This window comes from Sphingomonas sp. CROZ-RG-20F-R02-07 (genome assembly GCF_022662335.1).
Taxonomy (GTDB): Bacteria; Pseudomonadota; Alphaproteobacteria; order Sphingomonadales; family Sphingomonadaceae; genus Sphingomonas.
Map to the genome: position 1 here is coordinate 72623 of NZ_JAKNQJ010000003.1, position 23955 is coordinate 96577.

The following is a 23955-nucleotide window of genomic DNA, read 5'->3' on the forward strand; positions in this document are numbered from 1 at the left end:
TATTGGGGAGAGCTGCTCGGTGACGGCCAAAGGCGCATATATCGCCGTGGATTGGGGAACGACCAACCGCCGCGCGTGGCTGATGGCCGGCGATGGTGCCGTGCTGGCCAGCGAAAGCGATGGCCGCGGCGTGCTGGCGATCGATCCCGCCGCCTATGATGCCGAAGTCGCAGGCTTGCGGTCGCGGCTCGGCGATCACCCGATCCTCGCCGCCGGCATGATCGGATCGACGCGCGGCTGGCGCGATATCCCCTATGTCGATGCGCCCGCGGATCTCGCGGCGCTCGCCCGCGGTTCGGTGGACGTGGCGCCCGGCGTCACGATCCTGCCCGGTGTCGCGCTGCGCACCAACGGCCGTGCCGATGTGATGCGCGGCGAGGAGGTGCAGGCGCTCGGCGCGACCGCCGCCGGCCTTGCGCCCGCTGACGCGCTGTTCTGCCAGCCGGGCACGCATTGCAAATGGATCGCGATGGCGGATGGCGCGCTGGCCGATTTCGCCACCGCGATGACGGGCGAGCTGTTCGCGCTCGTCAAGGCGCACGGCATTCTGGCGGGCATGCTGGACGGCCCGGTGGCGGACGGCCCCGCCTTCCACGACGGGCTGGCGCGCGGGATGCGCGCGCGCGACCTGACGGTGGCCTTGTTCGAGGTGCGCGCCGCCGTTCTGCTCGGCATGCGACCGGCCGCGGAGGCCGCATCGCTGGCGAGCGGCATCCTGATCGGCGCGGATGTCGGCGCACAGGCCGACCTGTCGGGCCGCGACGTCCATCTGCTGGCGAGCGGTGCGCTCGCCGATCTCTACGCCGCCGCGATCGTCGCCGCCGGCGGGCGTGTCGCCGCGCTCGACAGCCACGCCGCGTTTCGCGCCGGCATCCATGCCATCCGGGAGCTCTTACCGTGACCGCACTCGACCGACGTTTCGACCTGGCGTTCGCCGCCTGTCCCCTCGTGGCCATCCTGCGCGGCATCACGCCGGCCGAAGCGCCCGCTATCGGCGATGCGCTGGTCGCCGCGGGCATCACGCTGATCGAGGTGCCGCTGAACTCGCCCGATCCGTTCGCGAGCATCGCCTTGCTTGCCGAGCGGCTGGGCGACCGGGCGCTGGTGGGCGCAGGCACCGTGCTGACCACCGATCAGGTGACGCAGGTGGCCGCCGCCGGGGGCACGATCATCGTCTCGCCCAATACCGATCCGGCGGTGATCGCCGCCTCGGTGGCCGGCGGCCTGATCTCGCTGCCGGGCTATTACACCGCGAGCGAAGCCTTCGCCGCGCTGCGAGCCGGCGCTACCGCGCTGAAGCTGTTCCCCGCTGACGCCACCCCGCCGGCGCTGCTGAAGGCGCAGCGCGCGGTGCTGCCCAAGGCGCTTCGCGTGCTGGCGGTGGGCGGCATCACGCCCGAGACGATGGCGGCGTGGCGAGCGGCGGGCGCGGACGGCTTCGGCCTCGGCTCCAATCTCTACCGCCCCGGCAAGCCCGCCGCCGACGTGGCCCGCGACGCCGCCGCCTATATCGCAGCGCTTTGAGCGGATCTGTTGGGCGATCGGGGCCGGCCATTTTGGAAGGGCGCGGCGCCTGCGGTTTATGAACGGCAAGACCGGGATACATTGGCTCGACCGGATCGCCGGATCCGTTCGTGCTAGACAAGCTCAGGGCGAACGGGCCAGAGTAACGTCGTCAGACTCTAGATCCGTTGATGGTGATCGTCGTTCCGCCTGCCAGTTGCGATTGACACAGGCCGACTATTAACAAGCGGTTTGAAGGGGCGAGGCTACGGCCTCGCCTTCCGTTCCGGCGGCTCTCAGTAAACGCGCTGCGCGACCAGTGCCGCCTCCGCCGCACAGGTCTTGGCGTCGGGCCTTGCCGTCTTGGGATCCGCGCGCAACGCGGTGAGTTCGGCCGCCGCCGCGGCGCGATCCGCCTGGAAGCGCGGATCGCCCGCGATCGCCGCCAGCGTCGCGGCTGCGGATACCCGGCCCGCCTCCACCGCACTGGCATTGTGGACGCCGCACACCACCCGGCTCTCCCCATAAGCACGGCCCCGCGCGAGGATCGCGGTGGCGCGATCGGGCGCGAGGCCGGCAAGCAAGGTCGCCCACGTCCAGCCGAGCGTCGTATGGCCCGAGGGGTAATCATAGCTGCCCGCGGTGTCGGCGATCGGCTCGCAGGTCGCGCCCGGATCGGCCGCGAAGGGCCGGGGCCGCCGATAATGGTCCTTCGCGATCCCCGTGGCGCCGCCCGTATCCGCCGCCGCCATGCGCAGCAGCGCGAGCATCCGCGGCGCATCGTCCGGCGCCAGCGTGACGCCCAGCGCGCAACCGAAATCGCGCATCATGTCCGCCGGCGCGGATTTGACGTCGCTGGTCGCCAGCGTCCAGCGCGGGCTGCGCTCCAAAGCGCGAGTCGCGCGGAAGATGGCGCGGTCGGCGATGTCGCGCGCATCGCCGTCCATCGGCGCGGGCGGCAGCACCGCAAGGATGTCGAACGCGCCGGGCGCCAGATACCCCGCATGCACATCCTTTGCCGACACCCCCAGCCCCGCCGCGATGCCGAGAACGGCCAGCAGGCCCGCTCCGATCACCCGTCCCGCCCGCATTGGTCGTGCTCCTGCCCGTTGCCCGGCGCAACGGCCCGCCGGTCTTTTCCCATTGCGATATCATGTATCATCGCGTCTAGGGTACGTCATGCCGACGACCCACCCCGCGCCACCGGCCCCGCACGCATGATCCTGGTGCCGCTCGCCTTCGGCGTGGCCGCCAGCGCCGCGACGCTCGTCGGCGGCCTGCTCGCGCTTCGGCTGGAGGCGCGGATCACCATCGTGCTCGGGCTGGCGGCGGGAATCGTGCTGGGCGTCGCGCTGTTCGACCTGATCCCGGAGGCGATCGCGCTGGCCGAGGGCATCTATGCGCCGCGTACGATCCTGGCCTATGTCGCCTTGGGGCTCGGCGCCTATCTGCTGCTCGACCGCGTGCTCGACGGGATCGGCCATGCGGCCCGGCCCTGGCGCGCGCATCTGGGGCCGGCGAGCCTCACGCTGCACAGCCTCCTCGACGGCATGGGGATCGGCCTGGCCTTCCAGATCTCGCCCGCGATCGGCTGGATCGTGGCGCTGGCGGTGCTGACGCACGACGTGGCGGACGGGATCAACACGGTGAGCCTGGTGCTGGCGTCGTCGGCACGCGGCACGGCGTGGAAATGGCTCATCGCCAACGGCGCGGCGCCCACGCTGGGCGTCGTCGCCGGGCTGACGATCCGCGTACCCGGCGTGCTGCTGGCACCGCTGCTCGCGGTGTTCGCGGGCGTGTTCCTCTATATCGGCGCGTGCGAGCTGCTGCCGCGCAGCCATGCCCGCGATCCCCGACTGCGCGTCACGGCCGCCAGTCTGGCCGGCATCGCGCTGATGCTGCTGGTCACCGCCGCCGCGCGCTAGCCGATGCGGCGCGCACGCACCGGCCGCTCATGCGCGACGATCAGGAAATAGGATCCGAGCGCCCCCTTCCCGATCCGCAGCGCGGTGCCGGTCTTCAACTCCATCGGCGAAGGCTCCGTCGTTTGCCAATGCGCCGTCCCTTGGCGGATCATGCCGGCGCCACGCCCGCACGATCCGCCCGAGGCCGTCCGTTCAGATCATGCCCAGCGCCTGGAGATACACTTCCAGGATCGCCTCTTCCTCCTGATATTCTTCCTTCTTTTTCTTGCGGATCGACAGGATCTTGCGGATCGCCTTGGGATCGTAGCCGCGGCCCTTGGCTTCGGCCATCACGTCCTTGATATCGTCGGCGATGCCCTTCTTCTCTTCCTCGAGCCGCTCGGCGCGCTCGATCAGGAGGCGCAGTTCGTCCGCCGCCACCTGGCCGCCGCCCATGCCGTGTTGCCGTTCGTCCGCCATCACTCGTCTTCCCCACCCGCCGGTCCGCGACCGGCCTTCATTGAAACCATGGAGCATCCCCGCCACCGGCGCGCCGCCGGGGCCGCGTCCGGAATCGGGCGTGCGGGATGCGGCCCGCCGTGTAGGCGGTTAACCCTGATCGCTCAAGCGGGCGTTCCTGGCCACGCTCGCCGCCATCCGTTCGAGCTGTTCGGCGCTGGCCTCGCCCTGATGCTCCGCCTTCCAGCGGGCATAGGGCATGCCGTAGACCACCTGCCGCGCGGCTTCGCGGTCGAGCCCGCCGGCCTCGCCCACCCAGTCCGACAGGCAGTTGCGGCAAAAGCCCGCCAGCCCCATCAGATCGACGTTCTGCGCGTCGTCGCGGTGGCGCAGATGGCGCACCAGCCGGCGAAAGGCGGCCGCCGCGGTCGCGTCGTCCAGCGTGTCGAGTTCGTCGGGCATCGTTATTATCTCGGGCCTCGGTGGTTGATCGCGCGGCGTTACGGGTTAGAGGCAGGCGCGCACAAGCCCGAAGGATAAACGGCATGACCGCCATTCGACCCCGCTCCCGCAAGGTTCGCGTGCTCGCAACGCTCGGCCCGGCCAGCAACACGCCCGAGATGATCGCCCGGCTGTTCGAGGCGGGCGCGGATGCGTTCCGCATCAACATGAGCCATGGCGACCAGGCGTCGAAGATCGCGGTGATCCAGGCGATCCGCGGGCTGGAGGAACGGTTCGGCCGGCCCTCCACGATCCTCGCGGATCTTCAGGGCCCCAAGCTGCGCGTCGGCCGCTTCGCCGAGGGCCGGATCGATCTGGTGACGGGCAGCATCTTCGTGCTCGATCGCTCGCCCGAACCCGGCGACGCCAACCGCGTCGAGTTGCCGCACAAGGAGATCTTCGCTGCGATCGAGCCCGGCGCAAGGCTGCTGCTCGACGACGGCAAGCTGGTGCTGCGCGTGACCGAGCATTCGGCCGACCGGATCGTCACGCATGTCGAGGTCGGCGGCCCGTTGTCGAACAACAAGGGCCTGAACGTGCCCGACGTGGTGGTGCCGATGGCGGCGCTGACCGAAAAGGACCGCAGCGACCTCGCCTTCGCGGTCGATCAGGGCGTCGACTGGATCGCGCTGTCGTTCGTGCAGCGGCCCGAGGATCTGTGGGAGGCGCGGAAGCTGATCGGGGGCAAGGCCGCGCTGCTCGCCAAGATCGAGAAGCCCGCCGCGATCGAGCGGCTCGAGGAGATCGTCGAGGCGTGCGACGGCGTGATGGTCGCGCGCGGCGATCTGGGCGTCGAGCTGCCGCCGCAATCGGTGCCGCCGCTGCAGAAGCGCATCGTCGAGGTGTCGCGTCGGATGGGCCGCCCCGTGGTGGTCGCCACGCAGATGCTCGAATCGATGATCAAGAGCCCCTCGCCCACCCGCGCCGAAGTGTCCGACGTGGCGACCGCGATCTATGACGGCGCCGATGCGATCATGCTGTCCGCCGAAAGCGCGGCCGGCGACTGGCCGATCGAATCGGTGGCGATGATGGATGCGATCGGCATCTCGGTGGAGGGCGATCCCGAACATGGCGACCGCATGCACTTCACGGTCACCAAGCCCGATCCGACGACCGCGGACGCGCTGGCGGAGGCCGCCAAGAACATCGCGGCGACGGTGGGGGCGACGGCGATCATCTGCTTCACCAGTTCCGGCTCGACGGCGCGGCGCGTGGCGCGCGAGCGTCCCTCGGTGCCGATCCTGGTTCTCACCCCGCAACAGGAGACGGCGCGGCGCCTGGGCCTGCTATGGGGCACGCACGCGGTCCATACGCGCGACGTTGAATCGTTCGAGGACATGGTGTCCAAATCGAAACGCATGGCGTTGCGCCAGGGCATGGCGAAGGCCGGCGACCGGGTGATCGTGATGGCGGGCGTGCCCTTCCGCACGCCGGGTTCGACCAACGTGCTCCACGTCGTCCGCATCATCGGCGACGAGCTGGAACGGCGTTAGAGCGGGGTAACGTTACCCTTTACGCCGTTCGCCCCGAGCCTGTCCCGCATGAAGGCTCGACCGCGGAGAGCGGGCTTCGACACGCTCAGCACGAACGGAGCGGGAGACGGTATCGAACCCTCAACCCGCTTCAGGCGATCCACGCGACCGGGTGGTCCGCCAGCCGCGCATCGCGGGTGAGCAGGCGGGCGCCCAGCTGCTGCGCATGGGTGAGCAGCATCTCGTCGAACGGATCCTTGTGCGCGAGCGGCGGCACCAGCGGTGCGACGCAATCGTCGGGGTGCAGAGGCTCGAGGCGCATGTCGCTTCTGACCACGAACGTCAGCGTCTGTTCGGGCGAGATCTCGCCCTTGCGACGGCCGTGACGATCGCGCGCATTCCACTTGATCCGGGTCTCCCATAACGACACCACCGATACGTGCAGGCGTTCGGCGGACTCGATTGCCGCCTGTTCGCCCCGCGAGATCTTGTCGGGATACAGCATCAGCCATAGCAGGAAGTGCGTATCGAGCAGCAGGATCATGGGGCGCCGTCGGCGGGCTCGTCGTCATAATAATCCGGCCCAAGCAACGCCTTCATCCACGCCGGATCGTTGAACTCGGCCAGCCATTCGTCGTCGAGCGGCCGCTCCAACACGATCTTGTCCAGCCCCATCTCGGCGCGGACCCGCGCAAGCCGATCCCAGTCCAGTCCCCCCTTCTTCGCAGGCGGCGGCCCCAGTTGGGCGATCGGCTTGCCGTTCTTGGTGATCGTCACCTGCTCGCCGCGCTCGGCGGCGGCCAGCGCGGTGGCGAAGTGCGCGCGGGCTTCGCGGACGGACATTTCCATGGGTCGCGCTCCTTTGGTGTACACGGTTGTACACCAAACGCCGTCAGGCGCCAACCAGCCCCAGATCGCGCAACTGGCCGCGCAAGGTGGGCGCATCCACGAAATGCAGCCCGGTCATGCCGAGCGCGCAGGCGGCGTCGACATTGTCGCGCCGGTCGTCGATGAACACCGTGCCGTTGGCGTCCAGGCCGAACCGGTCCAGCGCCAGGCGGAAGATCGCCGGATCGGGCTTGGCGCACTTTTCGTCGCCCGAGACGACGATGTCGCGAAACCGGTCGAACAGGTGCGCTTCCTGCGCGCGGAACGGCGGGAAGAATTCGCCCGAGAAATTGGTGATCGCGAACAGCGGCACGCCGCGCGCGTCGAGTTCCTCGACCAATGCGGTCATGCCCGGAAGCGCCGGGCCGATGCTCTCCAGGAAGCGGGGGCCCCAGGCAGCGATCAGCGCGGCATGCTGCGGATGCGCCGCCGTGAGTTCGGCCGACGTCTCCGCGAAGGGACGTCCGGCATCATGCTGGAAATGCCATTCGACCGTGACGACGTCGCGCAGGAACGCGTCGAGCGTCTCACCCCCGGGGATGAGACGCTCGTACAGGAACCGCGGGCTCCAGTCGTAGAGAACGTGGCCGACGTCGAAAACGACGGCACGCGCCGGCATGCTCAGCCCTGGCGGGCCTTGAAGCGGCGGTTCGTCTTGTTGATGACATAGGTGCGGCCGCGACGGCGGATCACGCGATTGTCGCGATGCCGGTCCTTGAGAGACTTGAGGGAATTGCGGATCTTCATGATCGATTCGCTTCTTTGAATAGGGTTGTTCTACGGAAAGCGCGTCGCCTAGATGCGGGTGCCCACCAAGTCAAGATGCGGGAACCCGGATGCCGGGTCCGCGCGTTCCCCGTCACGGCTCCCAAGCCACCGTTCCAGTCGAAAAGGCGTATCCCATGAAGCACGGTCCGATCGCTGCCCTGGCCCTTACCGCGACCCTGCTGGCGGGGTGCACGACCGCCGGCAACCTGCCGCCGACGGAGGTGCTGCGCTACCATCTGGGCGCCGATGTCGCGCGCGGCACGATCGCGGTCGCCCCGCCCGCCGATGCGGGCCCCGCGACGATCGAGTTCCAGACCTATGCCGATGCGGTGCGCGCGCAATTGCTGCAGGCGGGCTATGCCGATCCCGCGCCCGGCACGCCGGCGCAGTTCACCGCGATCGTGACGTTCGACACGCAGACGCAGGAGGGGCCGCCGCGCCGTTCGCCGTTCAGCGTCGGGCTGGGCGGCGCGAGCTTCGGCGGCAACCGCGGTGGCGGCGTCGGGCTGGGCGGCGGCGTGTCCTTCCCGGTCGGCGGCGGTGGCCGCGGGCGCGAGGTGCTGCTGACCCAATTGTCGGTCGCGATCCAGCGCGCCGACCGGACGCCGGTGTGGGAAGGCCATGCGCACACCGCCGCCGATCTGCGCTCGCCGCAATCGGCGACCCCGGCGCAGGCGGCGAAACTGGCCGCGGCGCTGTTCACGGGGTTTCCCGGTGAGTCCGGGCGGACTATCACCGTCCGATGAGCCTTCGCATCAATGCCGCCTTCGACGGCGGGAACATCCGGGTCGTCGCCATCGACGGCGATCGGGTCAATCTCGAGATCGTGCCCGATCGCGATTCGGACTTCTTCCAATGGTTCTATTTCCGCGTGGCGGGGGCTCGTGGGCGGACGCTCCGCTTCCGCATCCTGAACGCAGGCCAGTCCGCCTATCCGTTCGGCTGGCCCGGCTACAAGGTGCGCGCGAGCGCCGACCGGGTCCACTGGCCGATGATCGAGACGCGCTATGACGACGGCGTGCTGAGCTTCGACTGGACGGCTGCGGGTGATCTGGCCTGGTTCGCCTATTTCGAGCCCTATCCCATGGAGCGGCACGCGTCCCTCGTCGCGCGGATCGCGCAGGCACCCGGCGTCACCCACCGCGAACTCGGGCAGAGCCTCGACGGGCAGGCGATCGACTGCTTGACGATCGGCACGGGGCCGCGGCCGGTGTGGATCTATGGCCGCCAGCACCCCGGCGAATCGATGACCGAATGGTGGATGGAGGGCGCGCTCGACTGGCTGATCCGCCCGGAGGCCGCGCCGCTGCTGGCCAAGGCCACCGTCCATGTCGTCCCCAACATGAACCCCGACGGCACGCGCCGCGGCCATCTGCGCACCAACGCCGCGGGCGTGAACCTCAACCGCGAATGGGCGGCGCCCTCCGCGGAGCGCAGCCCCGAAGTGCTCTGCGTGCTCGCGGCGATGGACGAAACCGGCGTCGACGTCGCGATGGACGTGCATGGCGACGAGGCGATCCCCGCCAATTTCCTCGCCGGGTTCGAGGGCATTCCCCGCTGGACCGACGCGCACGGCGCCAAATTCTACGAATATGGCCGCCGCCTCGCCGCGCACACGCCCGATTTCCAGACGGAAAAGGGCTATCCACGATCCGCGCCCGGCCAGGCGAACCTGACGATGTCGACCAACCAGCTCGCCGAGCGGTTCGGCGCGGTCAGCATGACGCTCGAGATGCCGTTCAAGGATCACGATCCCAATCCCGACGCGACCTATGGCTGGTCGGGCGAGCGCTCGCAGCGGCTCGGGCGATCGATGCTCGAAACGCTCGCCCAGATGATCGACGAACTCTGAAGGCGGCGCGGTGATCGAGCTTCGCGAAGACGATCCGCGCGCACCGCATGTCGCCGCGCTGCTCGCCTTCCACCGCAAGGATGCGCAGGCCGATTCGCCACCCGAATTCCGCCATTCGCTCGATGCGGACGGCCTCAGCGCGGCTTGCGTCACCTTCTGGACCGCGTGGCACGACGGCGCGCTCGCCGGCCTGTGTGCGCTGAAGGATCTGGGCGAGGGCGCCGGCGAAGTGAAATCGATGCGCACCGCGCCCGGGCAGCTGCGCCGCGGCGTCGGCCGCGCGATGCTCGCGCACGTCATGGAAACCGCACGCGCGCGGGGCTATCGCCGATTGTATCTGGAGACGGGCACCTCGTCCGCCTTCGCCGCCGCCAGCCGGCTCTACGAGGCCGCGGGCTTCGTGGACGGGCCCGTGTTCGGCGGCTATCCGCCAAGCCCGCACAACCGCTTCATGACCATTTCGCTCGAAGGATCGCCATGCCCACCCTCGTCCTGATCCGCCACGGCCAGTCCGCCTGGAACCTCGAAAACCGCTTCACCGGCTGGTGGGACGTGGACGTGACCGAAAAGGGCGCGGCCGAAGCGCGCGCGGCGGGCGCCATGATGGCCGCCAAGGGCCTGGATTTCGACCAGACCTTCACCTCGCTCCAGACGCGCGCGATCAAGACGCTCGATCTCGCGCTCGAGGCGATGGGCCGGCTGTGGCTTCCGGTGGAAAAGGACTGGCGGCTGAACGAGCGCCATTATGGCGGGCTGACCGGGCTCGACAAGGCGGAGACCGCGGCACGCCACGGCGACGAGCAGGTCCATGTCTGGCGCCGCAGCTTCGACGTGCCGCCGCCGCCGCTCGAGCCGGGCAGCGCCTATGATCTGTCGCAGGACCGCCGTTATGCCGGCATCGCGATCCCCGCCACCGAAAGCCTGAAGGACACGATCGCGCGCGTGCTACCCTATTGGGATGCCCGGATCGCGCCCGCGCTGAAGGACGGCCAGCGTGTGCTGATCTCCGCGCACGGCAATTCGCTGCGTGCGCTGGTCAAGCACCTGTCGAACATTCCCGACGATGCGATCACCGGGCTGGAGATCCCGACCGGCCAGCCGATCGTCTACGAGCTGGACGCCGCCCTCAACGCCACCGACCGCTATTATCTGAGCGAGCGCTAGGCCCGGGGGCGTTGGCGATCCTCGGCTGGATCGCCAACATCACCGTCCCGGAAAGGGAGCTGCCTCGGCGTTCAGAGCGGCGAGATGTGCAGATATTTGAGCAGGCCGAGCACGAGAAGCAGCAACGCGATCGCGGCGATGACGCCACCCACGTTGAAGTTGCTCTTTACGATCTTCTCGTCCTTGTTCACGTCCGCCATGCTGATCCTCCCTGTTTGATGACCTGTTTGATAACAGGGGCGAAACGATCCTCCCGTGGCGCGGTTCCACCGCCCCATGCGCTTGCCCTGCCCGGGCCCGCTCGCTAGGCACGGCGCTCTCGCGCGGGGACAGGCATGGCGGACGTCGGCATCATCATGGGCAGCACCTCCGATTGGGAGACGATGCGCCACGCCGCCCATATCCTGCAGGAGCTGGACGTCGCGCACGAGACCAAGGTCGTCTCCGCACACCGCACGCCGCAGCGGCTGGTCGAATATGCCACCACGGCGGCGGCGCGCGGGCTGAAGGTGGTGATCGCGGGCGCAGGCGGCGCGGCGCATTTGCCCGGCATGGCGGCGGCGATGACCGCGCTGCCCGTGCTCGGCGTGCCGGTGGAATCCAAGGCGCTGAAGGGCATGGATAGCCTGCTCTCGATCGTCCAGATGCCCGGCGGCATTCCGGTCGGCACGCTGGCGATCGGCAAGGCGGGGGCCAAGAATGCCGGGCTGCTCGCCGCCGCGATCCTCGCGCTGTCCGACGCCGGGCTCGCCGAGCGGCTGGCGGCTTGGCGCGCGGCGCAGACCGACGGCGTGGCGACCGATCCGCTATGATCGCGCCCGGTGCCACGATCGGCATCCTGGGCGGCGGCCAGCTCGGACGGATGCTCGCCGTCGCCGCCGCGCAGCTCGGCTATCGCACGCACATCCTCGCGCCCGACCGCGAGAGCGTCGCCGCGCAGACCGCCTCCAGCCTCACCCGCGCGGAGTACGACGACCGCGACGCGCTGGCCGCTTTCGCCGCGGCCTGCGACGTCGTCACGTATGAATTCGAGAATGTCGCGCTCGGCCCCGTCGAGTGGCTGGCGGAGCGCATCCCCGTCCACCCCGCGCCTGCGGCGCTGCGCGTGGCACAGGAGCGCGTGGCGGAGAAGCGCTTCGTCGAGGGGCTCGGCGGCCGCCCCGCGCCCTGGGCCGCGATCGCCTCGCGCGCGGACCTCGCCGCCGCGCTGGAGCGGATCGGCACGCCCGCGATCCTGAAGACCGTGCGCTTCGGCTATGACGGCAAGGGGCAGACGGTGATCCGCGAACCCGCCGACGCCGATGCCGCATGGGACGCGATCGGCGGTCCGTCGGTCCTCGAAGGTTTCATCGCCTTCGCCCATGAATTCTCGATCCTGATCGCCCGCGGATCGGACGGCGGCACGGTCCGCTACGACGCGCCCGACAATGTCCATGTCGATGCGATCCTGCGCACCTCCACGCTGCCCGCGGCCGCCGCCGTGCTGGCGCAGGTGGACGAGGCCACCGCGCTCGCCGGCCGGATCGCGGACGAGCTCGGCTATGTCGGCGTCCTTGCCTGCGAATTCTTCGTGGGGCCCGACGGCCCCGTGTTCAACGAGATGGCGCCGCGCGTCCACAATTCGGGCCATTGGACGATCGAGGGCGCCGAGACCTCGCAGTTCGAAAACCATATTCGCGCGATCTGCGGCCTGCCGCTCGGTACGACCGCGCTGACCGGGCGGCAGGTGACGATGCGCAACCTGATCGGCGACGATCCCTGGGACGGCGCGCTGACCGAGCCGGGCGCGCACCTCCACCTCTATGGCAAGGGCGCCACCCGCCCCGGCCGCAAGATGGGCCATGTGACGACGGTGACGCGCTAGGCGCGCGCCACCCAGTCGTCGCCGATCCGCTGGAGCACGTCGAGCGGCACGCGGCCGCTGCCCAGCACGGTGTCGTGATAGGCCTTGAGGTCGAAACGCGCGCCCATCTTCACCTTCGCCTTTTCGCGGATGCCGACGAACACCGAATGGCCGAGCTTGTAGCTCGCCGCCTGGCCCGGGTTCACGCAATATCGCTCCACCTCGCGCGCGGCGAAGCCCGGCGTTTCGCCCTCCTGCTCGATGAAGCGCTGGATGCCCTGTTCGCGGCTCCAGCGCAGATGGTGGATGCCGGTATCGACGACGCAGCGGTTCGCGCGGAACAGCATGAATTTGAGATAGCCGAGCCGCCCGAGCGGATCGTCGTCATACATGCCGATCTCGTCGGCGAGCTGCTCGGCATAAAGCGCCCAGCCCTCCGCATAGCCCGAAAAGCCCGAGACCTTGCGGATCAGCGGCAGCCGCGTGTTGGACAGCGCAAGGCCGCCCTCCTCCTGATGCCCCGGCAGCCCCTCGTGATAGACCGTCGTCGCCAGGCAGAATTTGGGCCAGTCTCCGGAATCCTTCAGGTTGAAATAGACGAGGCCGGGGCGCGATCCGTCGATCGCCGGGCTCTGGCTGAACGCCGCCGCCGCGCCCGCTTCGGTGGCGGCGGGCACGCGGCGCACCTCGAAGCTGTAGGGGGGCACGCGCGTGAAGACGCTCGGCAGGCGCTGGCGGATCGCGTCGAGGCGCGCGTTGCAATAGGCGATCGCCTGCATCTTGCCCGCATCGGTGTTGGGATAGAGCTGGCTCGGATCCTTGTAGAGCGCGGCCATCCGCGCGCCGACGCTGCCCTTGCTGAACCCCTGTTTCTTCAGCTCGGCATCGAGCCGCGCGCCGATCATCGCCGCCTGATCGAGCCCGAACTTGTGCACCTCGTCGGGCGAGAAGCGCGTCGTCGTCGTCGCCTGCAGCGCGACCGGATAGAAGGCCGCACCCTGGGGCAGCTTCCACACGCCGGCATCGTGAGTGGCGTGTGCGCGCTGCTCGCGCGCCACGGCGATCTGGCGCTGGAGCGCGGGCAGCACGCGCGCGGTGTAGATCGACGACGCGTCGCGCGCATAGCCGTCGCCCAGCCCCTTGGCCGCCGCGCGGCGCGCCAGGCTGGTGACGACGAGCGCCTGGTCGGCCGGCACCGCGGTCTTTTCGAGCTGAGTCAGCGCGAGATCGAGGATGAAGTCGGGCGGCACCACGCCCAGGCCCGCATCGTGGCGCATCCGGTCGGTCTGCTGGTCGATCTGCGTCGCGAAGGCCGTGAGGCGCTGGAGATAGGCGTCCGCATCGCCCTTGGTCTCCACCTTGTGCTTGGTGTCGAGGAAATCGGGCACCGACTGGTACGCGCCCGACAGTTGCGAGACGACATAGGGGCTGGGGCCATAGGAGGATCCGCCGAAATCGAACGCCTGCACCGCGGCGGCCGAACGCTTGGCATAGAGCACGCATTCGAGGTCGATCCGCTCGGCAGGCGTCAGCGCGGCCATGTCGACCGCGCCCAGCCGCTTCAGATCGGCCTGAGTCGCCGCCTTGTCCGCGGCGAGTGCTGCGGGCGACTGATCGGACAGCTTCGCGCGCAGATCGGCGTTGGCGCCGGTGTCGAGCCCCAGATTGGTCGCAAATTCGGGGCTGCGGCGGAGTTGCTCCTGCACCAGCGAATCGAACAGCGCGTTCAGCGGCGTGGCCGGCGCCGCGGCGCGCGCGAAGGACGGGAGCGCCGATGCCGCGACGCTCGCGGTGGACGCCATCAGGAACGAACGACGATTCATCACTTCACCTCCGGCAGGCTGATATAGCTTTCGTCGGGTCCGCCGACGGTGATCTTCTGAGTCGCCGCCACGTAATCCGACGGCTTGGCGAAGAAGATATTGGGCACGAACGTCTGCGGGTTGCGATCGTAGAGCGGGAACCAGCTCGATTGCACCTGCACCATGATCCGATGGCCCGGCAGAAACACATGGTTCGTGTTGGGAAGCGCGAAGTCGTATTTCAGCGGCACGCCCGATGCCAGCGGCCTGGCCACCGCCGGATCGTCGCGGTATCGCCCGCGGAATATGTCCATCGCGACGGCGAGCTGATAGCCCGCCATCTCGCGCCCGCCGGTCTTGCCGTCGGGATAGACGTCGATCAGCTTGACCACCCAGTCGCTGTCCGTCCCGCTGGTCGAGGCGGTCAGGTGCACCTGCGGCGCGCCCGAGATGGTGACGGGCGCGGTGAGCACGGGCGTCTCGAATGCGGCCATGTCGGGGCGGCCCGAAACGCTGCGCTGGTCGTCGGTCAGCCACTGGTGCCAGGTCGAACCCGTCGCATAAAGCGCCTTCACCGGTCGTGCGCGATAGCCCACGGGCGCGGCGGGATCGGAGATGTAATCGCGCGTCTCGGCCGGCCCGGCGGCGGCATCGAAGCCGAGCGCACCGCCGGGCTTCAGATACAGCGGCACGCCCGCCGCCCCCGCCGCCGGGAAGGCCGGCAGCGTCTGCCACTGGTTCGTGCCCGTCTGGAAGGCGGTGACGGGCGCCACGTCCATCGCCGGCGCGTCGGTCTTGAGATAATGCGCGAGGAACGGCGCGAGGACGTGCGCGCGCCACCATTTCGCGGTGTTCTGATCCCATTTCACCGCGCCCAACTGGCTCGCATCCGCGCGCGCCTGCTGGCCGTGCCACCAGGGGCCGACCGACAGATAGAGCATCGACGTCGGCGTACCGCGCGCGATCAGCGCCTTGTACACCGCAGGCGCACCGTACATGTCCTCCTGATCCCACAGCCCGGCGACGAGCATCGTCGGCACGGTCAGCGGGCGCTTCGCCAGCACCTTGTCCATCGCCGCCTCCTGCCAGAACCGGTCATAGGCAGGATGCTGCGTGATCTTGTTCCAGAAGCCCAGTTGGTCGAGCCCCTGCGCCTTGCCGATCGCGCCGGCCGAACCGCCCTTCAGATAATAGTCGTAATCGTCCGCCTGGCCCGCGATCCAGGGCGTGTCGGCGTCGCGCGTGCCGTCCTGGCTCAGCATATAGGGCATCATCTGCTGGCGGAACGCGCCGTTGTGGAACCAGTCGTCGCCGCGCCAGCCATCGACCATCGGGTTCATCGGCACCGCCACCTTCAGCGCGGGATGCGGGTTGACCAGCGCCATCAGCGGCAGGAACCCATCATAGCTGATCCCGATCACGCCCACCCGGCCGTTGGATTCGGGCACGTTCTTCACCAGCCATGCGATCGTGTCATAGGCGTCGGTGGAATCGTCGGTCTTGGTCGGGTTGAACGGCGTTCCCGCGGGCGCCGGGTTCATCATGTAGATGCCCTGGCTCTTGTGCATGCCGCGCACGTCCTGGAACACGCGGATATAGCCGCCCGCGGTGATCGGGTCGTCGGCCGTGTCGGGGTTGCCGCTCCAGCTGGCATAGACGTCGGGATCGCGCGTCGCGATCGTCTCCGCATCATAAGGCGTCCGCGTCATCAGCATGCCCGCGTCATGCGCGTGCGCAGGCAGCGCGATCACGGTGTGCAACTTCACGCCGTCGCGCATCGGGATGTCGACGACGCGGCGGGTATAGCCATAGCCGTCATCGGCCAGCTTCAGCTTGGCGGGATGTTCGTCGCCCGGTGCGCCGGGATCCTTCTGCGCGACGGCGGGCGCGGCGAGCGCGGCGAACATCAGCGCGGCGGGCGCCGTCGCGGCGAGCAATCTGTCGAACATGGCCATGATCCCCTTGGCCCCGCCCCGGCGGGCCCATCCCGAAAACGCGAAAGGCCCGCCCTCCCCTGCGGGAGAACGGGCCCTTCGTTCACCAGCGCGCGAAACCGATCAAGCGGTGCGCGTGCCGCTCAGCGGAAAGCTGCCGAATGCGCCGGCGCCGACCGACCCCGTCAGCGTATCGCCGTCGACCGTCGCGGTGCAGTCGAGCGTCATCGGCATCGGCACCGAGACCGACATCTTCCACGTCATCGTGTTGCCGTCGAGCGCGCCGGAGACGTCGCTCGATCCCATCGCGCCCGATCCGGTGCCGCTGAAGGTCGAGCCCTCGCCGGTCACGGTCAGGGTCAGCTTCTGGTCGCCCAGCGGGGATTTCACCACGCAATCCCAGCTGCCGTCGATATCCGCCATGTCGTCTTCTCCGTTACTTCACACCCGCGCCGGGCGCGGTCCTCGCGCTCGCCGCAGGCATCGCCGTCGCACCCGCGACGGATGCTGCCGGCATGACCTCGACCGGCAGGCCCAGCGTGTCAAGCTGCGGCTTCACCGTCTTCGCATCGCCGACCACCACCCAGACGAATTTGGCCGGATCCACCACCCGATCGATCGCCGCATTCAGCGCGGGCAACGTCATCGCCCGGTAACGCTGCGTGATCGTGGCATAATAATCGTCGGGCCGGCGGAACAGGTCGTTGGCCTGCATCGCGCCCAGCACCGCGGGCGACGTTTCGAAATTGCCCGGCAGCGCGCGGATGCCGCCGGTGATCGCGCGGTCGAACTCCTCCTGCGTCATCGGCTTGGTCGTCACGAACTCGCGCACGTCCTGGCGCAGCGCGTCGAGCGAGGCGCCGGTCTTGTCCGCCTGCACCGGTGCGCTGACGATATAGGGTGCGGCATATTCCAGCTGCTGGAACCGGCCGTTCACGCCGTAGGACCAATGTTTGGTCTCGCGGATGTCCATGTTGATCCGGCCGAGAAAGCTGCCGCCCAGCGCGTCGTTGGCGGTGATGAGCGGCAGCAGGTCCTCGGTGCCCTTCAGCCCCGTCGCCTGCCCCGCCGCGATCACCGATTGCGGGCTGTCGGGCCGGTCGATCAGCACGATGCGCGATCGCGTGGTGGGGCTGCTCGCCGGAAACGCCTTGGTGCCAGCCGGCCCCGTGCCGCGCCAGCTGCCGAAGCGCGCCTCCAGCGCCGCCTTCACCTCGCTGAGCGGCCGATCGCTGACGACGAAGATCTTCGCCTTTTCGGGCCGCAGCCATGCCTGCTGGAACGCCACCAGATCGGCGCGCGTCAGCGCCTTCACCGCCGCCGGATCGCCGCTGCCCGACGCCTTGGCATAAGGCGAACCGGGATTGACGAGCTTCGGCAACACGCGCTGGACGAGGCCGTTCGGGTTGGTCAGCTCCTGCCCGATCTGCGCCAGTTGCTGGTTGCGCACGCGCGCCACCTCGGCTTCGGCGAAGGCGGGATGCTGGACGATGTCGGCGAAGAGATCGAGCCCCGCGCCCAGATTGGCGCTCGGTACGTCGAGCGACAGCGTGGTGCGATCCGACGACTGGGCCTCGCCGATCTGCGCGCCCAGCCGCTCCTTGGCCTCGGCGATCGCGATCGAGTCGCGCGTCGCGGTGCCCTCGTCCATCATGTTGAGCGTCAGTTGCTGCGTGCCGAGCTTGTCGGCCACATCGGCGGCGACGCCTGCATCGAAGCCGAGCGCCAGCCGCGTGATCGGCACCGCGGTGCGGTTCGCATAGACCAGCTCGATCCCGTTCGACAGCCGCGCCCGCTCCACCGTCGGGAAGGACAGGCCGGCCACCTCGCCCACCGCGGGCAGCGCGCCGCGCGTGCCCTTGGGCGCGGCCTCGGGTGCGGCGACCACGTCCACCTTGGGCGGCACCTTGGCTTCGGCATAGGCGTCGCGCGGGCCGGGCACCACGGTCAGCGCATAGGTCGGGCGGCCGAGCCAGCGATCGGCAGCGGCCTTCACGCTCGCAGGCGTCTGCCGCGCGAGTTCCTCGAGCTGTTTCTTGTAGAAGCCGGGATCGTTCGAATAGAGCGCGCCCTCGGCCAGAGTCACCGCCTTGCCGTCGAACCCGCCGACCGATTCCAGCCCACGCACCTTGTCCGCCACGGCGGTGGTCGCATAGCGGCTCACCTCGTCGGCGCTCGGCCCGTTCTTCAGGAACTCGGCGACGATCTCGTCCACCCGCCGCGAGACGAGCGCGGGGTCGATGCCCGGCCGCACGATCGCGCGGATCTGGAACAGGCCGAGCTGGCTGAAGCTCTCATTGTCGGCGGAAACGCGGACGGCGAGCTTCTCCTGCTTGACCAGCGCATTGTCGAGCCGGCTGCTGGCGAGGCCGCCGAGCACGCCCGCCGCCACGTCGAGCGCGGCGCCGTCCTTGTCGTTCAGGCCCGGCACCACCCAGTTGCGCGACACCATCACCGCGGCGACGCGGTCCTTGATCGTCTCGGCGACGGGTGCGGGCAGCGTCGGGATCGGCGCGGGCGGCACCACGCTTTGCGGCCCGCGCGCGATGCCGCCGAAATATTTTTCCACCAGCGGCCGTGCGGTGGCGACGTCGATATCGCCCGCCAGCACCAGCACCGCATTGTTCGGACCGTAATGATCGTGGAACCAGTCCTTCACGGTCTGGAGGCTCGCCGCGTCCAGATCCGCCATCGAGCCGATCGTGGTGTGGCCGTAGGGATGCGTCGCGGGGAACAGCCCCTCGGTCACCTTATACTGGGTCAGGCCATAAGGCTGGTTGTCGCCCTGGCGCTTCTCGTTCTGGACGACGCCGCGCTGCTCGTCGAGCACCGCTTGCGTGATCGCGCCCGTCAGATAGCCCATGCGATCGGATTCGAGGAACAGCGCGCGCGGCAGCGCCGCGGTGGGCACCGTCTCGAAATAATTGGTGCGGTCGTAATAGGTGGTGCCGTTGAAATCGGTGGCGCCCACCGTCTTCAGCGGCGCGAAGAAATCGCCCGGCGCGTTCTCGCTGCCGTTGAACATCAGATGCTCGAACAGATGCGCGAAGCCCGTCTTGCCCTTGGGCTCGAACTTGGAGCCGACATTGTACCACACGCTGACCGCGACGACGGGCGCCTTGCGATCGGTGCTGACGATCACGCGCAGGCCGTTCTTCAGCACGAACTGCTGATACGGGATGGTGACCGCCTGCACGAGGCTCGAGACCGAGGCGGGCTTCGCCGCCGGTGCCGTCTGCGCCTGGCCGGCGCTTGCCAGCGCCAGCAGCGCCGCCCCGCCGAGCGCGCGTGTCTTCGTCATGCCGATAGTCCCCTGATCCACCCTGGTCGCAGGAGTGTAGCCGGGGCACCCGCCAGCGCAACCCGGTCGATCCGAAATCGCATGCATCTCCGCGGACGCCCGGCGGCATGCGCATGCAACCCCTGCGTCGCCCGGCGGTTCACCCTCCGACCCCTCCCATGAAAGGTTCTTTCCCATGCCCACCCGCAATGGTTCCGCGCGCTATGACGGCTTCGGCAAGGATGGCCGCGGCCATGTCTCGACCCAGTCGGGCGTGCTGTCGGACAGCCCCTACGGCTTCGCCACGCGCTTCGAGGAGACGCCCGGCACCAATCCCGAAGAACTGATCGCCGCCGCGCATGCGAGCTGCTTCACCATGGCGCTGAGCTTCGCGCTGGCGAAGGCCGGCCATGACGCGGGCACGATCGAGACCACCGCCAAGGTGACGCTCGACAAGGATGGCGACGGTTTCACGATCACGCGCTCCGCGCTGACGCTGAAGGGCCGGATCGACGGCATCGACGCCGACGAGTTCCGCCGGATCGCCGAGGATGCCAAGGCGAACTGCCCGGTCTCCAAGGTGCTGAACGCCGACATCACGCTCGAGCAGACGCTCGGCTGACTATGATCGGCGGCGGCCTTCAGAGCAGGCCGCCGCCGATACTCAGGCGCAACGCGAAGATCGCGATCAGCACCAGGTTCAGGTTGCGGCCGCCGTTCCGCGACGACAGCGCGCCGATCGCCGCACCGACGATGCCGATCGGGATCACGATCCAGTTGAGCGCGCCCAGGAACGGCGTGAACGCGACGAGCCCGAACGCGAGCGTGACGAGACCGACGAGGATCGAGACGATGTTGAGCATGTCAGCGAAGATGGCCCCGCGCCGCCGGGGCGGCAAGCCCCGGCTCACGCTTCCTTAACGCGCGGCATGGCAGGAAAAGGCGATGTTCGTGCCCCCACGCCCGCTGCCCGCGCTCGCCGCCCTGTTCCTCGCGCTGGCGCTCGGGGCCTGCGGGCCGAAGGCGGACGATGCGCAGAGCCTCGAAAGCCTCGATCGCGAGCTGGCCGCGACGAACGCGGGCGGCAACGCGCAGGATCCCGCGCTGACCGCGGCGCTGCACGACCAGATCATGGTGGATCCGGCACTCGCGCAGCAAAGCAACGCGGACGCGATCCGGCCGCCCAGCCGCCCCGATCCGGGCGCCGTGGCGATGCCCGTCGCGCGCAAGGACACGACCGATCCCGCAACGCTGAAGCCCGCGCCCGCCGCGTCGGCCACCTGCCCCGAATGCAAGGCGAAGGCGGGCGCGCTGACGCTGGGCGCACTCGCCGCGCGCCAGCCGAACCGGTCGGTGGCGGATTGCGCGCCGGGCATCGGCTATAGCGCGCTCTGGGCCACGCGCCTGCCCGCCGGCCTGCCGCTCTATCCCGATGCGCGCGTCAGCGAAGCCGCGGGCGCGGATCGCGACGGCTGTGCGCTGCGCGTCGTCAGCTTCGCGAGCGGGGCGGCACCGGCGCGCGTCATCGACTGGTTCTACACGCGCAGCACCGCGGCGGGCTACGCCGCCGAACACAAGGCGGACGGCACGCGCCAGGTGCTGGGCGGCACGCACGGCAACGCCGCCTATATCCTCTACGTCACCCCGCGCGGCGACGGCGGCAGCGACGTCGATCTGGTGTCGAACGGCGGCGTGTGAGGCGGCGCGGCCGCGGCTCCTCCCCTCTTGGTTCCCCGGCGAAGGCCGGGGTCCAGGTGGGAGAACCGACGTGATACGCGTTGCGCTTCGTCACCGCGGCCTTCCCAACCGGGCTCCGGCCTTCGCCGGGGAACAGTGCCGTGTGGTGCGGCTGAAGCGGATCGGCGCGTCCTCACCGCAAAGGTGACTTCGCAGCCCCCACGCGCTAGGGCTCTCGCATGATTTCTCTGCTTTATGTGATGCTCGGCGGCGCGGTGGGCACCGGCGCGCGCTATCTGACGGGCAAGGCCGCGCTCGCCGCGCTGGGCCCCGCGCTCCCCTATGGCACGCTCGCCGTGAACCTGATCGGCGGGCTGCTGATGGGGCTGCTCGCCGGCACGCTCGCCAGGCTTGGCGAACAGGGCGAGCCGTGGCGGCTGCTGATCGGCGTCGGGATGCTCGGCGGCTTCACCACCTTTTCCGCCTTTTCGCTCGATCTCGCCACCATGATCGAGCGCGGCGCGCTGGCGCTGGCGCTCGGCTATGCGCTGCTGTCGGTGATCGGCGCGCTAGTCGCGCTGTTCGCCGGCCTGTCGCTCGCGCGGGGGATCGCATGAGCGCCCCGGCCGACCGCGCGACCGAGGTCCGGCAGTTCAACGTCGGGCTGGAGGATGACGGCATCCGGCTCGATCGCTGGTTCAAGCGGCATCTGCCCGACACCAGCTTCACCACGGTCGCCAAATGGGCGCGCACCGGGCAGCTCCGCGTCGACGGCGCGCGTGCCACGCCGGGCGACCGGCTCGCCACTGGCCAGACGATCCGCGTCCCCCCCGACGAGCCGGCGAAGGAAGGGCCCAAGCCCGAACGCCAGCGCGTGATCCTGTCCGACGAGGAGAACGAGCGCGCGCGCGAAATGGTGATCCACCAGGATTTCCAGGCCTTCGTGCTCAACAAGCCGCCCGGCCTCGCCACGCAGGGCGGCACCAAGACGACCGAGCATGTCGACGGTCTGCTCGACGGCCTGCAGTTCGACAACGAGGGCCGGCCCAAGCTCGTCCACCGGCTCGACAAGGACACCAGCGGCGCGCTGCTCGTCGCGCGCACGTCGCGGTCCGCGGCGTTCTTCGCCAAGGCGTTTTCGGGGCGCACCGCGCGCAAGACCTATTGGGCGCTGATCGTCGACGTGCCCTCGATCGAGGACGGCATCATCGAGCTGCCGATCGCCAAGCAGCCCGGCACCGGCGGCGAGAAGATGCACGTCGACGAAAAGGAGGGCGCGACCGCGCGCACCCGCTACCGCGTGATCGAGCGCGCCGGCAACCGCGCCGCCTGGGTCGAGCTGCAACCCTTTACCGGGCGCACCCACCAGCTTCGCGTGCACATGGCGGCGATCGGCCATCCGATCGTGGGCGACGGCAAATATGGCGGCGCGGCCTCGTTCCTGACGGGCGGGATCAGCCGCAAGATGCACCTCCATTCGCGCCGCATCCGCGTCGACCATCCCGATGGCGGCCAGATCGACGTCACCGCCGAACTGCCGACGCATTTCGCCGAGAGCCTGAAGCAGCTCGGCTTCGACGAGAAGCTGGGCGACGCGCTGGCGATCGAGGAGAAGGCGCCGCCGACCAAGGCGGAGGAGAAACAGCGCGCCAAGGCGCATGCCAAGGGCGTCCGCAAGGAACGCCGCGGCGAACGCCGGGGCCGCGGCGCCGAAGACGCCCCCCGCGCCGGATCGCGCCCGGGCGCCAAGGGCGCGCTCAAGAAGGACGCGCCGCGCAAGGCGGGCCCCGGAACCGGAGGCGCGCGCGCGAAGCCCGGGGGCGCCCGATCCGGCGGTGCGAAGCCCGGCGCCGGCAAACCCGGCGGGAGCAGACCCGGCGGGCCGCGGCGCTGATGCTCAGGCGCCGCCGTGCCGCAGCAGCCGGTGGCCGGCGAGCCTGAGCACGCGCGTGGCGACGAGATAGAGGCCCAGCGCCAGCACCACGCCCGTCGGCATGATCCAGAAGCCCAGCATGTCGGACCCGGCACCGGGTGGCGCGGCGATCAGCCCCGCCTGCCATCCGTCGGCACCGTGCCAGAGGCCGACCCGATCCGGCACGATCGGCTTGGCGAACACGACGATGCCGATCGCCGCGGCCAGCAGATACGCGATCAGCCCCACCGAAGCGGCGGCGAACGCCAGCACGCTGCGGCCCGCCCGATCGACAATCGCCAGCAACAGCCGCGCCGGCGCGACGCGTCCCAGGGCACCGACCAGCGCATTCTCCTCGAGATAGCGGCGCGCCAGATGATAGGGCGATCCCAGCCCCGCCAGAGCTGCGTCGAGCGCCACGTCGCCGTCGGCGGCGCAGTCGTGCAGATGACTGCGGATCTCGGCGCCGATCGCACGCCGGTCCGCGGGTTCGAGCCGCTGGAGCGACCATGACAGGCGCCGCACATAATCCTTGATGCGCCGTTCATGCGTGTCGTTCATCGTGCTGCTCCACCAAGAGGGTCATCGTCGTTCGGAACGCGGTCCACCGGCCGGTCATCGCATGCAGCGTGGCATGCCCGTCCGTGGTCAGCGTGTAATATTTGCGGGGATTGCCACCCGCCTCGGGCAGCGCCCATTCGGCCGCAATCCGTCCCGCCCTTTCGAGCCGGTTGAGCAGGGGATAGAGGCCGCCCTCGGTCATCAACTCCCCCTGCGCATTCGCGGCGTGCAGGATTTCGAGGCCATAAGCGCGCCCGCGACCGAGCAGGGCCAGCACCACCAGTTCGGCGGCACCCTTCCTCAACTGCGATTCCCACGAGGTCACGTTCATCACCCAATGCTATACATGTCACCTTGCTATGCAAGCATAAATGATCCTGCGTGACACCGTGACGAAGGGGGCTGTTTCTTGCGCCGGGCGGCGGAACGGCCTCG

29 protein-coding genes are annotated in these 23955 nt (G+C 69.4%); 14 read left to right on the plus strand and 15 right to left on the minus strand.

The annotated features are described in order from the left end of the window. Window positions 1-19 precede the first annotated feature (19 nt). Both L8H00_RS06020 and L8H00_RS06025 read left to right on the plus strand, forming a co-directional pair. Window positions 20-901 (plus strand): 2-dehydro-3-deoxygalactonokinase, encoded by an 882-nt coding sequence (locus L8H00_RS06020; RefSeq protein ID WP_242096347.1) that lies wholly within the window; start codon window positions 20-22, stop codon window positions 899-901. After that, window positions 898-1524 (plus strand): 2-dehydro-3-deoxy-6-phosphogalactonate aldolase, encoded by a 627-nt coding sequence (locus L8H00_RS06025; RefSeq protein WP_242096348.1) that lies wholly within the window; start codon window positions 898-900, stop codon window positions 1522-1524. The genes L8H00_RS06020 and L8H00_RS06025 overlap by 4 nt, the downstream gene beginning before the upstream one ends. 275 nt (window positions 1525-1799) lie before the next feature. On the opposite strand, the gene L8H00_RS06030 is transcribed toward L8H00_RS06025, so the two are convergent. Then, a complete protein-coding gene (locus tag L8H00_RS06030; RefSeq protein ID WP_242096349.1) occupies window positions 1800-2594 on the minus strand; it encodes a phosphatase PAP2 family protein in 795 nt (264 codons plus the stop codon). A gap of 126 nt (window positions 2595-2720) precedes the next feature. Between L8H00_RS06030 and L8H00_RS06035 the strand changes: the two genes are divergently transcribed. After that, entirely contained in the window at window positions 2721-3428 is a 708-nt protein-coding gene (locus tag L8H00_RS06035) for a ZIP family metal transporter (protein WP_242096350.1), read from the plus strand. Window positions 3429-3620: 192 nt separating this feature from the next. Here the strand turns inward: L8H00_RS06035 and L8H00_RS06040 are convergent, their stop codons facing one another. Further along, entirely contained in the window at window positions 3621-3863 is a 243-nt protein-coding gene (locus L8H00_RS06040; protein WP_267379283.1) for a DUF2312 domain-containing protein, read from the minus strand. A 153-nt stretch (window positions 3864-4016) separates the two neighbouring features. Continuing rightward, window positions 4017-4328, minus strand: a complete 312-nt coding sequence (locus L8H00_RS06045; RefSeq protein WP_242096352.1) for a DUF1244 domain-containing protein — start codon at window positions 4326-4328, stop codon at window positions 4017-4019. An 83-nt stretch (window positions 4329-4411) separates the two neighbouring features. Here L8H00_RS06045 and pyk point away from each other — a divergent pair, with 83 nt between their 5' ends. Next, window positions 4412-5860: a pyruvate kinase gene (gene pyk, locus L8H00_RS06050; RefSeq protein WP_242096353.1), complete on the plus strand. Its 1449-nt coding sequence runs from the start codon at window positions 4412-4414 to the stop codon at window positions 5858-5860. Window positions 5861-5990: 130 nt separating this feature from the next. On the opposite strand, the gene L8H00_RS06055 is transcribed toward pyk, so the two are convergent. Genes L8H00_RS06055 through ykgO form a run of 4 tightly spaced genes read right to left on the minus strand, consistent with a single transcriptional unit; the run spans window position 5991 to window position 7474 of the window. Continuing rightward, a complete protein-coding gene (locus tag L8H00_RS06055; protein ID WP_242096354.1) occupies window positions 5991-6383 on the minus strand; it encodes a type II toxin-antitoxin system VapC family toxin in 393 nt (130 codons plus the stop codon). Further along, window positions 6380-6688 (minus strand): type II toxin-antitoxin system prevent-host-death family antitoxin, encoded by a 309-nt coding sequence (locus L8H00_RS06060; RefSeq protein WP_242096355.1) that lies wholly within the window; start codon window positions 6686-6688, stop codon window positions 6380-6382. The genes L8H00_RS06055 and L8H00_RS06060 overlap by 4 nt, the downstream gene beginning before the upstream one ends. A gap of 43 nt (window positions 6689-6731) precedes the next feature. Further along, the gene (locus tag L8H00_RS06065; protein ID WP_242096356.1) at window positions 6732-7346 is read right to left on the minus strand and encodes an HAD family phosphatase; all 615 of its coding nucleotides are present in this window, start codon (window positions 7344-7346) and stop codon (window positions 6732-6734) included. Window positions 7347-7348: 2 nt separating this feature from the next. Further along, window positions 7349-7474, minus strand: a complete 126-nt coding sequence (ykgO, locus tag L8H00_RS06070; protein WP_003046794.1) for a type B 50S ribosomal protein L36 — start codon at window positions 7472-7474, stop codon at window positions 7349-7351. Between the two features lie 155 nt (window positions 7475-7629). On the opposite strand from ykgO, the gene L8H00_RS06075 reads away from it, so the two are divergent. Genes L8H00_RS06075 through gpmA form a run of 4 tightly spaced genes read left to right on the plus strand, consistent with a single transcriptional unit; the run spans window position 7630 to window position 10511 of the window. Next, entirely contained in the window at window positions 7630-8241 is a 612-nt protein-coding gene (locus L8H00_RS06075) for a DUF4136 domain-containing protein (protein WP_242096357.1), read from the plus strand. Then, entirely contained in the window at window positions 8238-9347 is a 1110-nt protein-coding gene (locus L8H00_RS06080) for a M14-type cytosolic carboxypeptidase (RefSeq protein ID WP_242096358.1), read from the plus strand. The genes L8H00_RS06075 and L8H00_RS06080 overlap by 4 nt, the downstream gene beginning before the upstream one ends. 10 nt (window positions 9348-9357) lie before the next feature. Next, window positions 9358-9843 carry a GNAT family N-acetyltransferase gene (locus L8H00_RS06085; RefSeq protein WP_347340712.1) on the plus strand — a complete coding sequence of 162 codons (486 nt, stop codon included), beginning with the start codon at window positions 9358-9360 and terminating at the stop codon, window positions 9841-9843. Beyond that, the gene (gene gpmA / locus L8H00_RS06090; RefSeq protein ID WP_242096359.1) at window positions 9825-10511 is read left to right on the plus strand and encodes a 2,3-diphosphoglycerate-dependent phosphoglycerate mutase; all 687 of its coding nucleotides are present in this window, start codon (window positions 9825-9827) and stop codon (window positions 10509-10511) included. Before L8H00_RS06085 ends, gpmA begins: the two co-directional genes overlap by 19 nt. 71 nt (window positions 10512-10582) lie before the next feature. Here gpmA and L8H00_RS18785 read toward each other — a convergent pair whose 3' ends face one another. Beyond that, entirely contained in the window at window positions 10583-10711 is a 129-nt protein-coding gene (locus tag L8H00_RS18785) for a hypothetical protein (protein ID WP_267378922.1), read from the minus strand. Between the two features lie 135 nt (window positions 10712-10846). Here L8H00_RS18785 and purE point away from each other — a divergent pair, with 135 nt between their 5' ends. Both purE and L8H00_RS06100 read left to right on the plus strand, forming a co-directional pair. Further along, complete coding sequence (gene purE / locus L8H00_RS06095) at window positions 10847-11323, plus strand: 5-(carboxyamino)imidazole ribonucleotide mutase (protein ID WP_242096360.1); 477 nt, start codon at window positions 10847-10849, stop codon at window positions 11321-11323. Further along, window positions 11320-12375 carry a 5-(carboxyamino)imidazole ribonucleotide synthase gene (locus tag L8H00_RS06100; RefSeq protein WP_242096361.1) on the plus strand — a complete coding sequence of 352 codons (1056 nt, stop codon included), beginning with the start codon at window positions 11320-11322 and terminating at the stop codon, window positions 12373-12375. Before purE ends, L8H00_RS06100 begins: the two co-directional genes overlap by 4 nt. Here L8H00_RS06100 and L8H00_RS06105 read toward each other — a convergent pair. The 4 genes from L8H00_RS06105 to L8H00_RS06120 form a co-directional block, all read right to left on the minus strand. Further along, window positions 12372-14177, minus strand: coding sequence for a DUF885 family protein (locus L8H00_RS06105; protein WP_242096362.1), 1806 nt, complete (start codon window positions 14175-14177; stop codon window positions 12372-12374). The genes L8H00_RS06100 and L8H00_RS06105 overlap by 4 nt on opposite strands. Then, window positions 14177-16105 (minus strand): CocE/NonD family hydrolase, encoded by a 1929-nt coding sequence (locus L8H00_RS06110; protein WP_242096363.1) that lies wholly within the window; start codon window positions 16103-16105, stop codon window positions 14177-14179. The genes L8H00_RS06105 and L8H00_RS06110 overlap by 1 nt, the downstream gene beginning before the upstream one ends. A 108-nt stretch (window positions 16106-16213) precedes the next feature. Continuing rightward, complete coding sequence (locus tag L8H00_RS06115; RefSeq protein ID WP_242096364.1) at window positions 16214-16513, minus strand: hypothetical protein; 300 nt, start codon at window positions 16511-16513, stop codon at window positions 16214-16216. A gap of 13 nt (window positions 16514-16526) precedes the next feature. Continuing rightward, on the minus strand, window positions 16527-19391 hold the full coding sequence (locus L8H00_RS06120; protein WP_242096365.1) for a pitrilysin family protein: 2865 nt from the start codon (window positions 19389-19391) through the stop codon (window positions 16527-16529). A gap of 175 nt (window positions 19392-19566) precedes the next feature. Here L8H00_RS06120 and L8H00_RS06125 point away from each other — a divergent pair, with 175 nt between their 5' ends. After that, window positions 19567-19992: an OsmC family protein gene (locus tag L8H00_RS06125; RefSeq protein ID WP_242096366.1), complete on the plus strand. Its 426-nt coding sequence runs from the start codon at window positions 19567-19569 to the stop codon at window positions 19990-19992. A 19-nt stretch (window positions 19993-20011) separates the two neighbouring features. Here L8H00_RS06125 and L8H00_RS06130 read toward each other — a convergent pair whose 3' ends face one another. Then, the gene (locus tag L8H00_RS06130; RefSeq protein WP_242096689.1) at window positions 20012-20233 is read right to left on the minus strand and encodes a hypothetical protein; all 222 of its coding nucleotides are present in this window, start codon (window positions 20231-20233) and stop codon (window positions 20012-20014) included. Window positions 20234-20315: 82 nt separating this feature from the next. Here L8H00_RS06130 and L8H00_RS06135 point away from each other — a divergent pair, with 82 nt between their 5' ends. The 3 genes from L8H00_RS06135 to L8H00_RS06145 all read left to right on the plus strand — a co-directional run bounded on the left by L8H00_RS06135 (window position 20316) and on the right by L8H00_RS06145 (window position 22941). Beyond that, entirely contained in the window at window positions 20316-21068 is a 753-nt protein-coding gene (locus L8H00_RS06135; protein ID WP_242096367.1) for a hypothetical protein, read from the plus strand. Between the two features lie 218 nt (window positions 21069-21286). Then, window positions 21287-21664, plus strand: coding sequence for a fluoride efflux transporter CrcB (gene crcB / locus L8H00_RS06140; protein WP_242096368.1), 378 nt, complete (start codon window positions 21287-21289; stop codon window positions 21662-21664). Further along, entirely contained in the window at window positions 21661-22941 is a 1281-nt protein-coding gene (locus tag L8H00_RS06145) for an RluA family pseudouridine synthase (RefSeq protein ID WP_242096369.1), read from the plus strand. Before crcB ends, L8H00_RS06145 begins: the two co-directional genes overlap by 4 nt. Before the next feature lie 3 nt (window positions 22942-22944). On the opposite strand, the gene L8H00_RS06150 is transcribed toward L8H00_RS06145, so the two are convergent. Further along, the gene (locus tag L8H00_RS06150) at window positions 22945-23520 is read right to left on the minus strand and encodes a DUF1700 domain-containing protein (RefSeq protein WP_242096370.1); all 576 of its coding nucleotides are present in this window, start codon (window positions 23518-23520) and stop codon (window positions 22945-22947) included. After that, a complete protein-coding gene (locus L8H00_RS06155; protein WP_242096371.1) occupies window positions 23504-23851 on the minus strand; it encodes a PadR family transcriptional regulator in 348 nt (115 codons plus the stop codon). The genes L8H00_RS06150 and L8H00_RS06155 overlap by 17 nt, the downstream gene beginning before the upstream one ends. Window positions 23852-23955 lie beyond the last annotated feature (104 nt).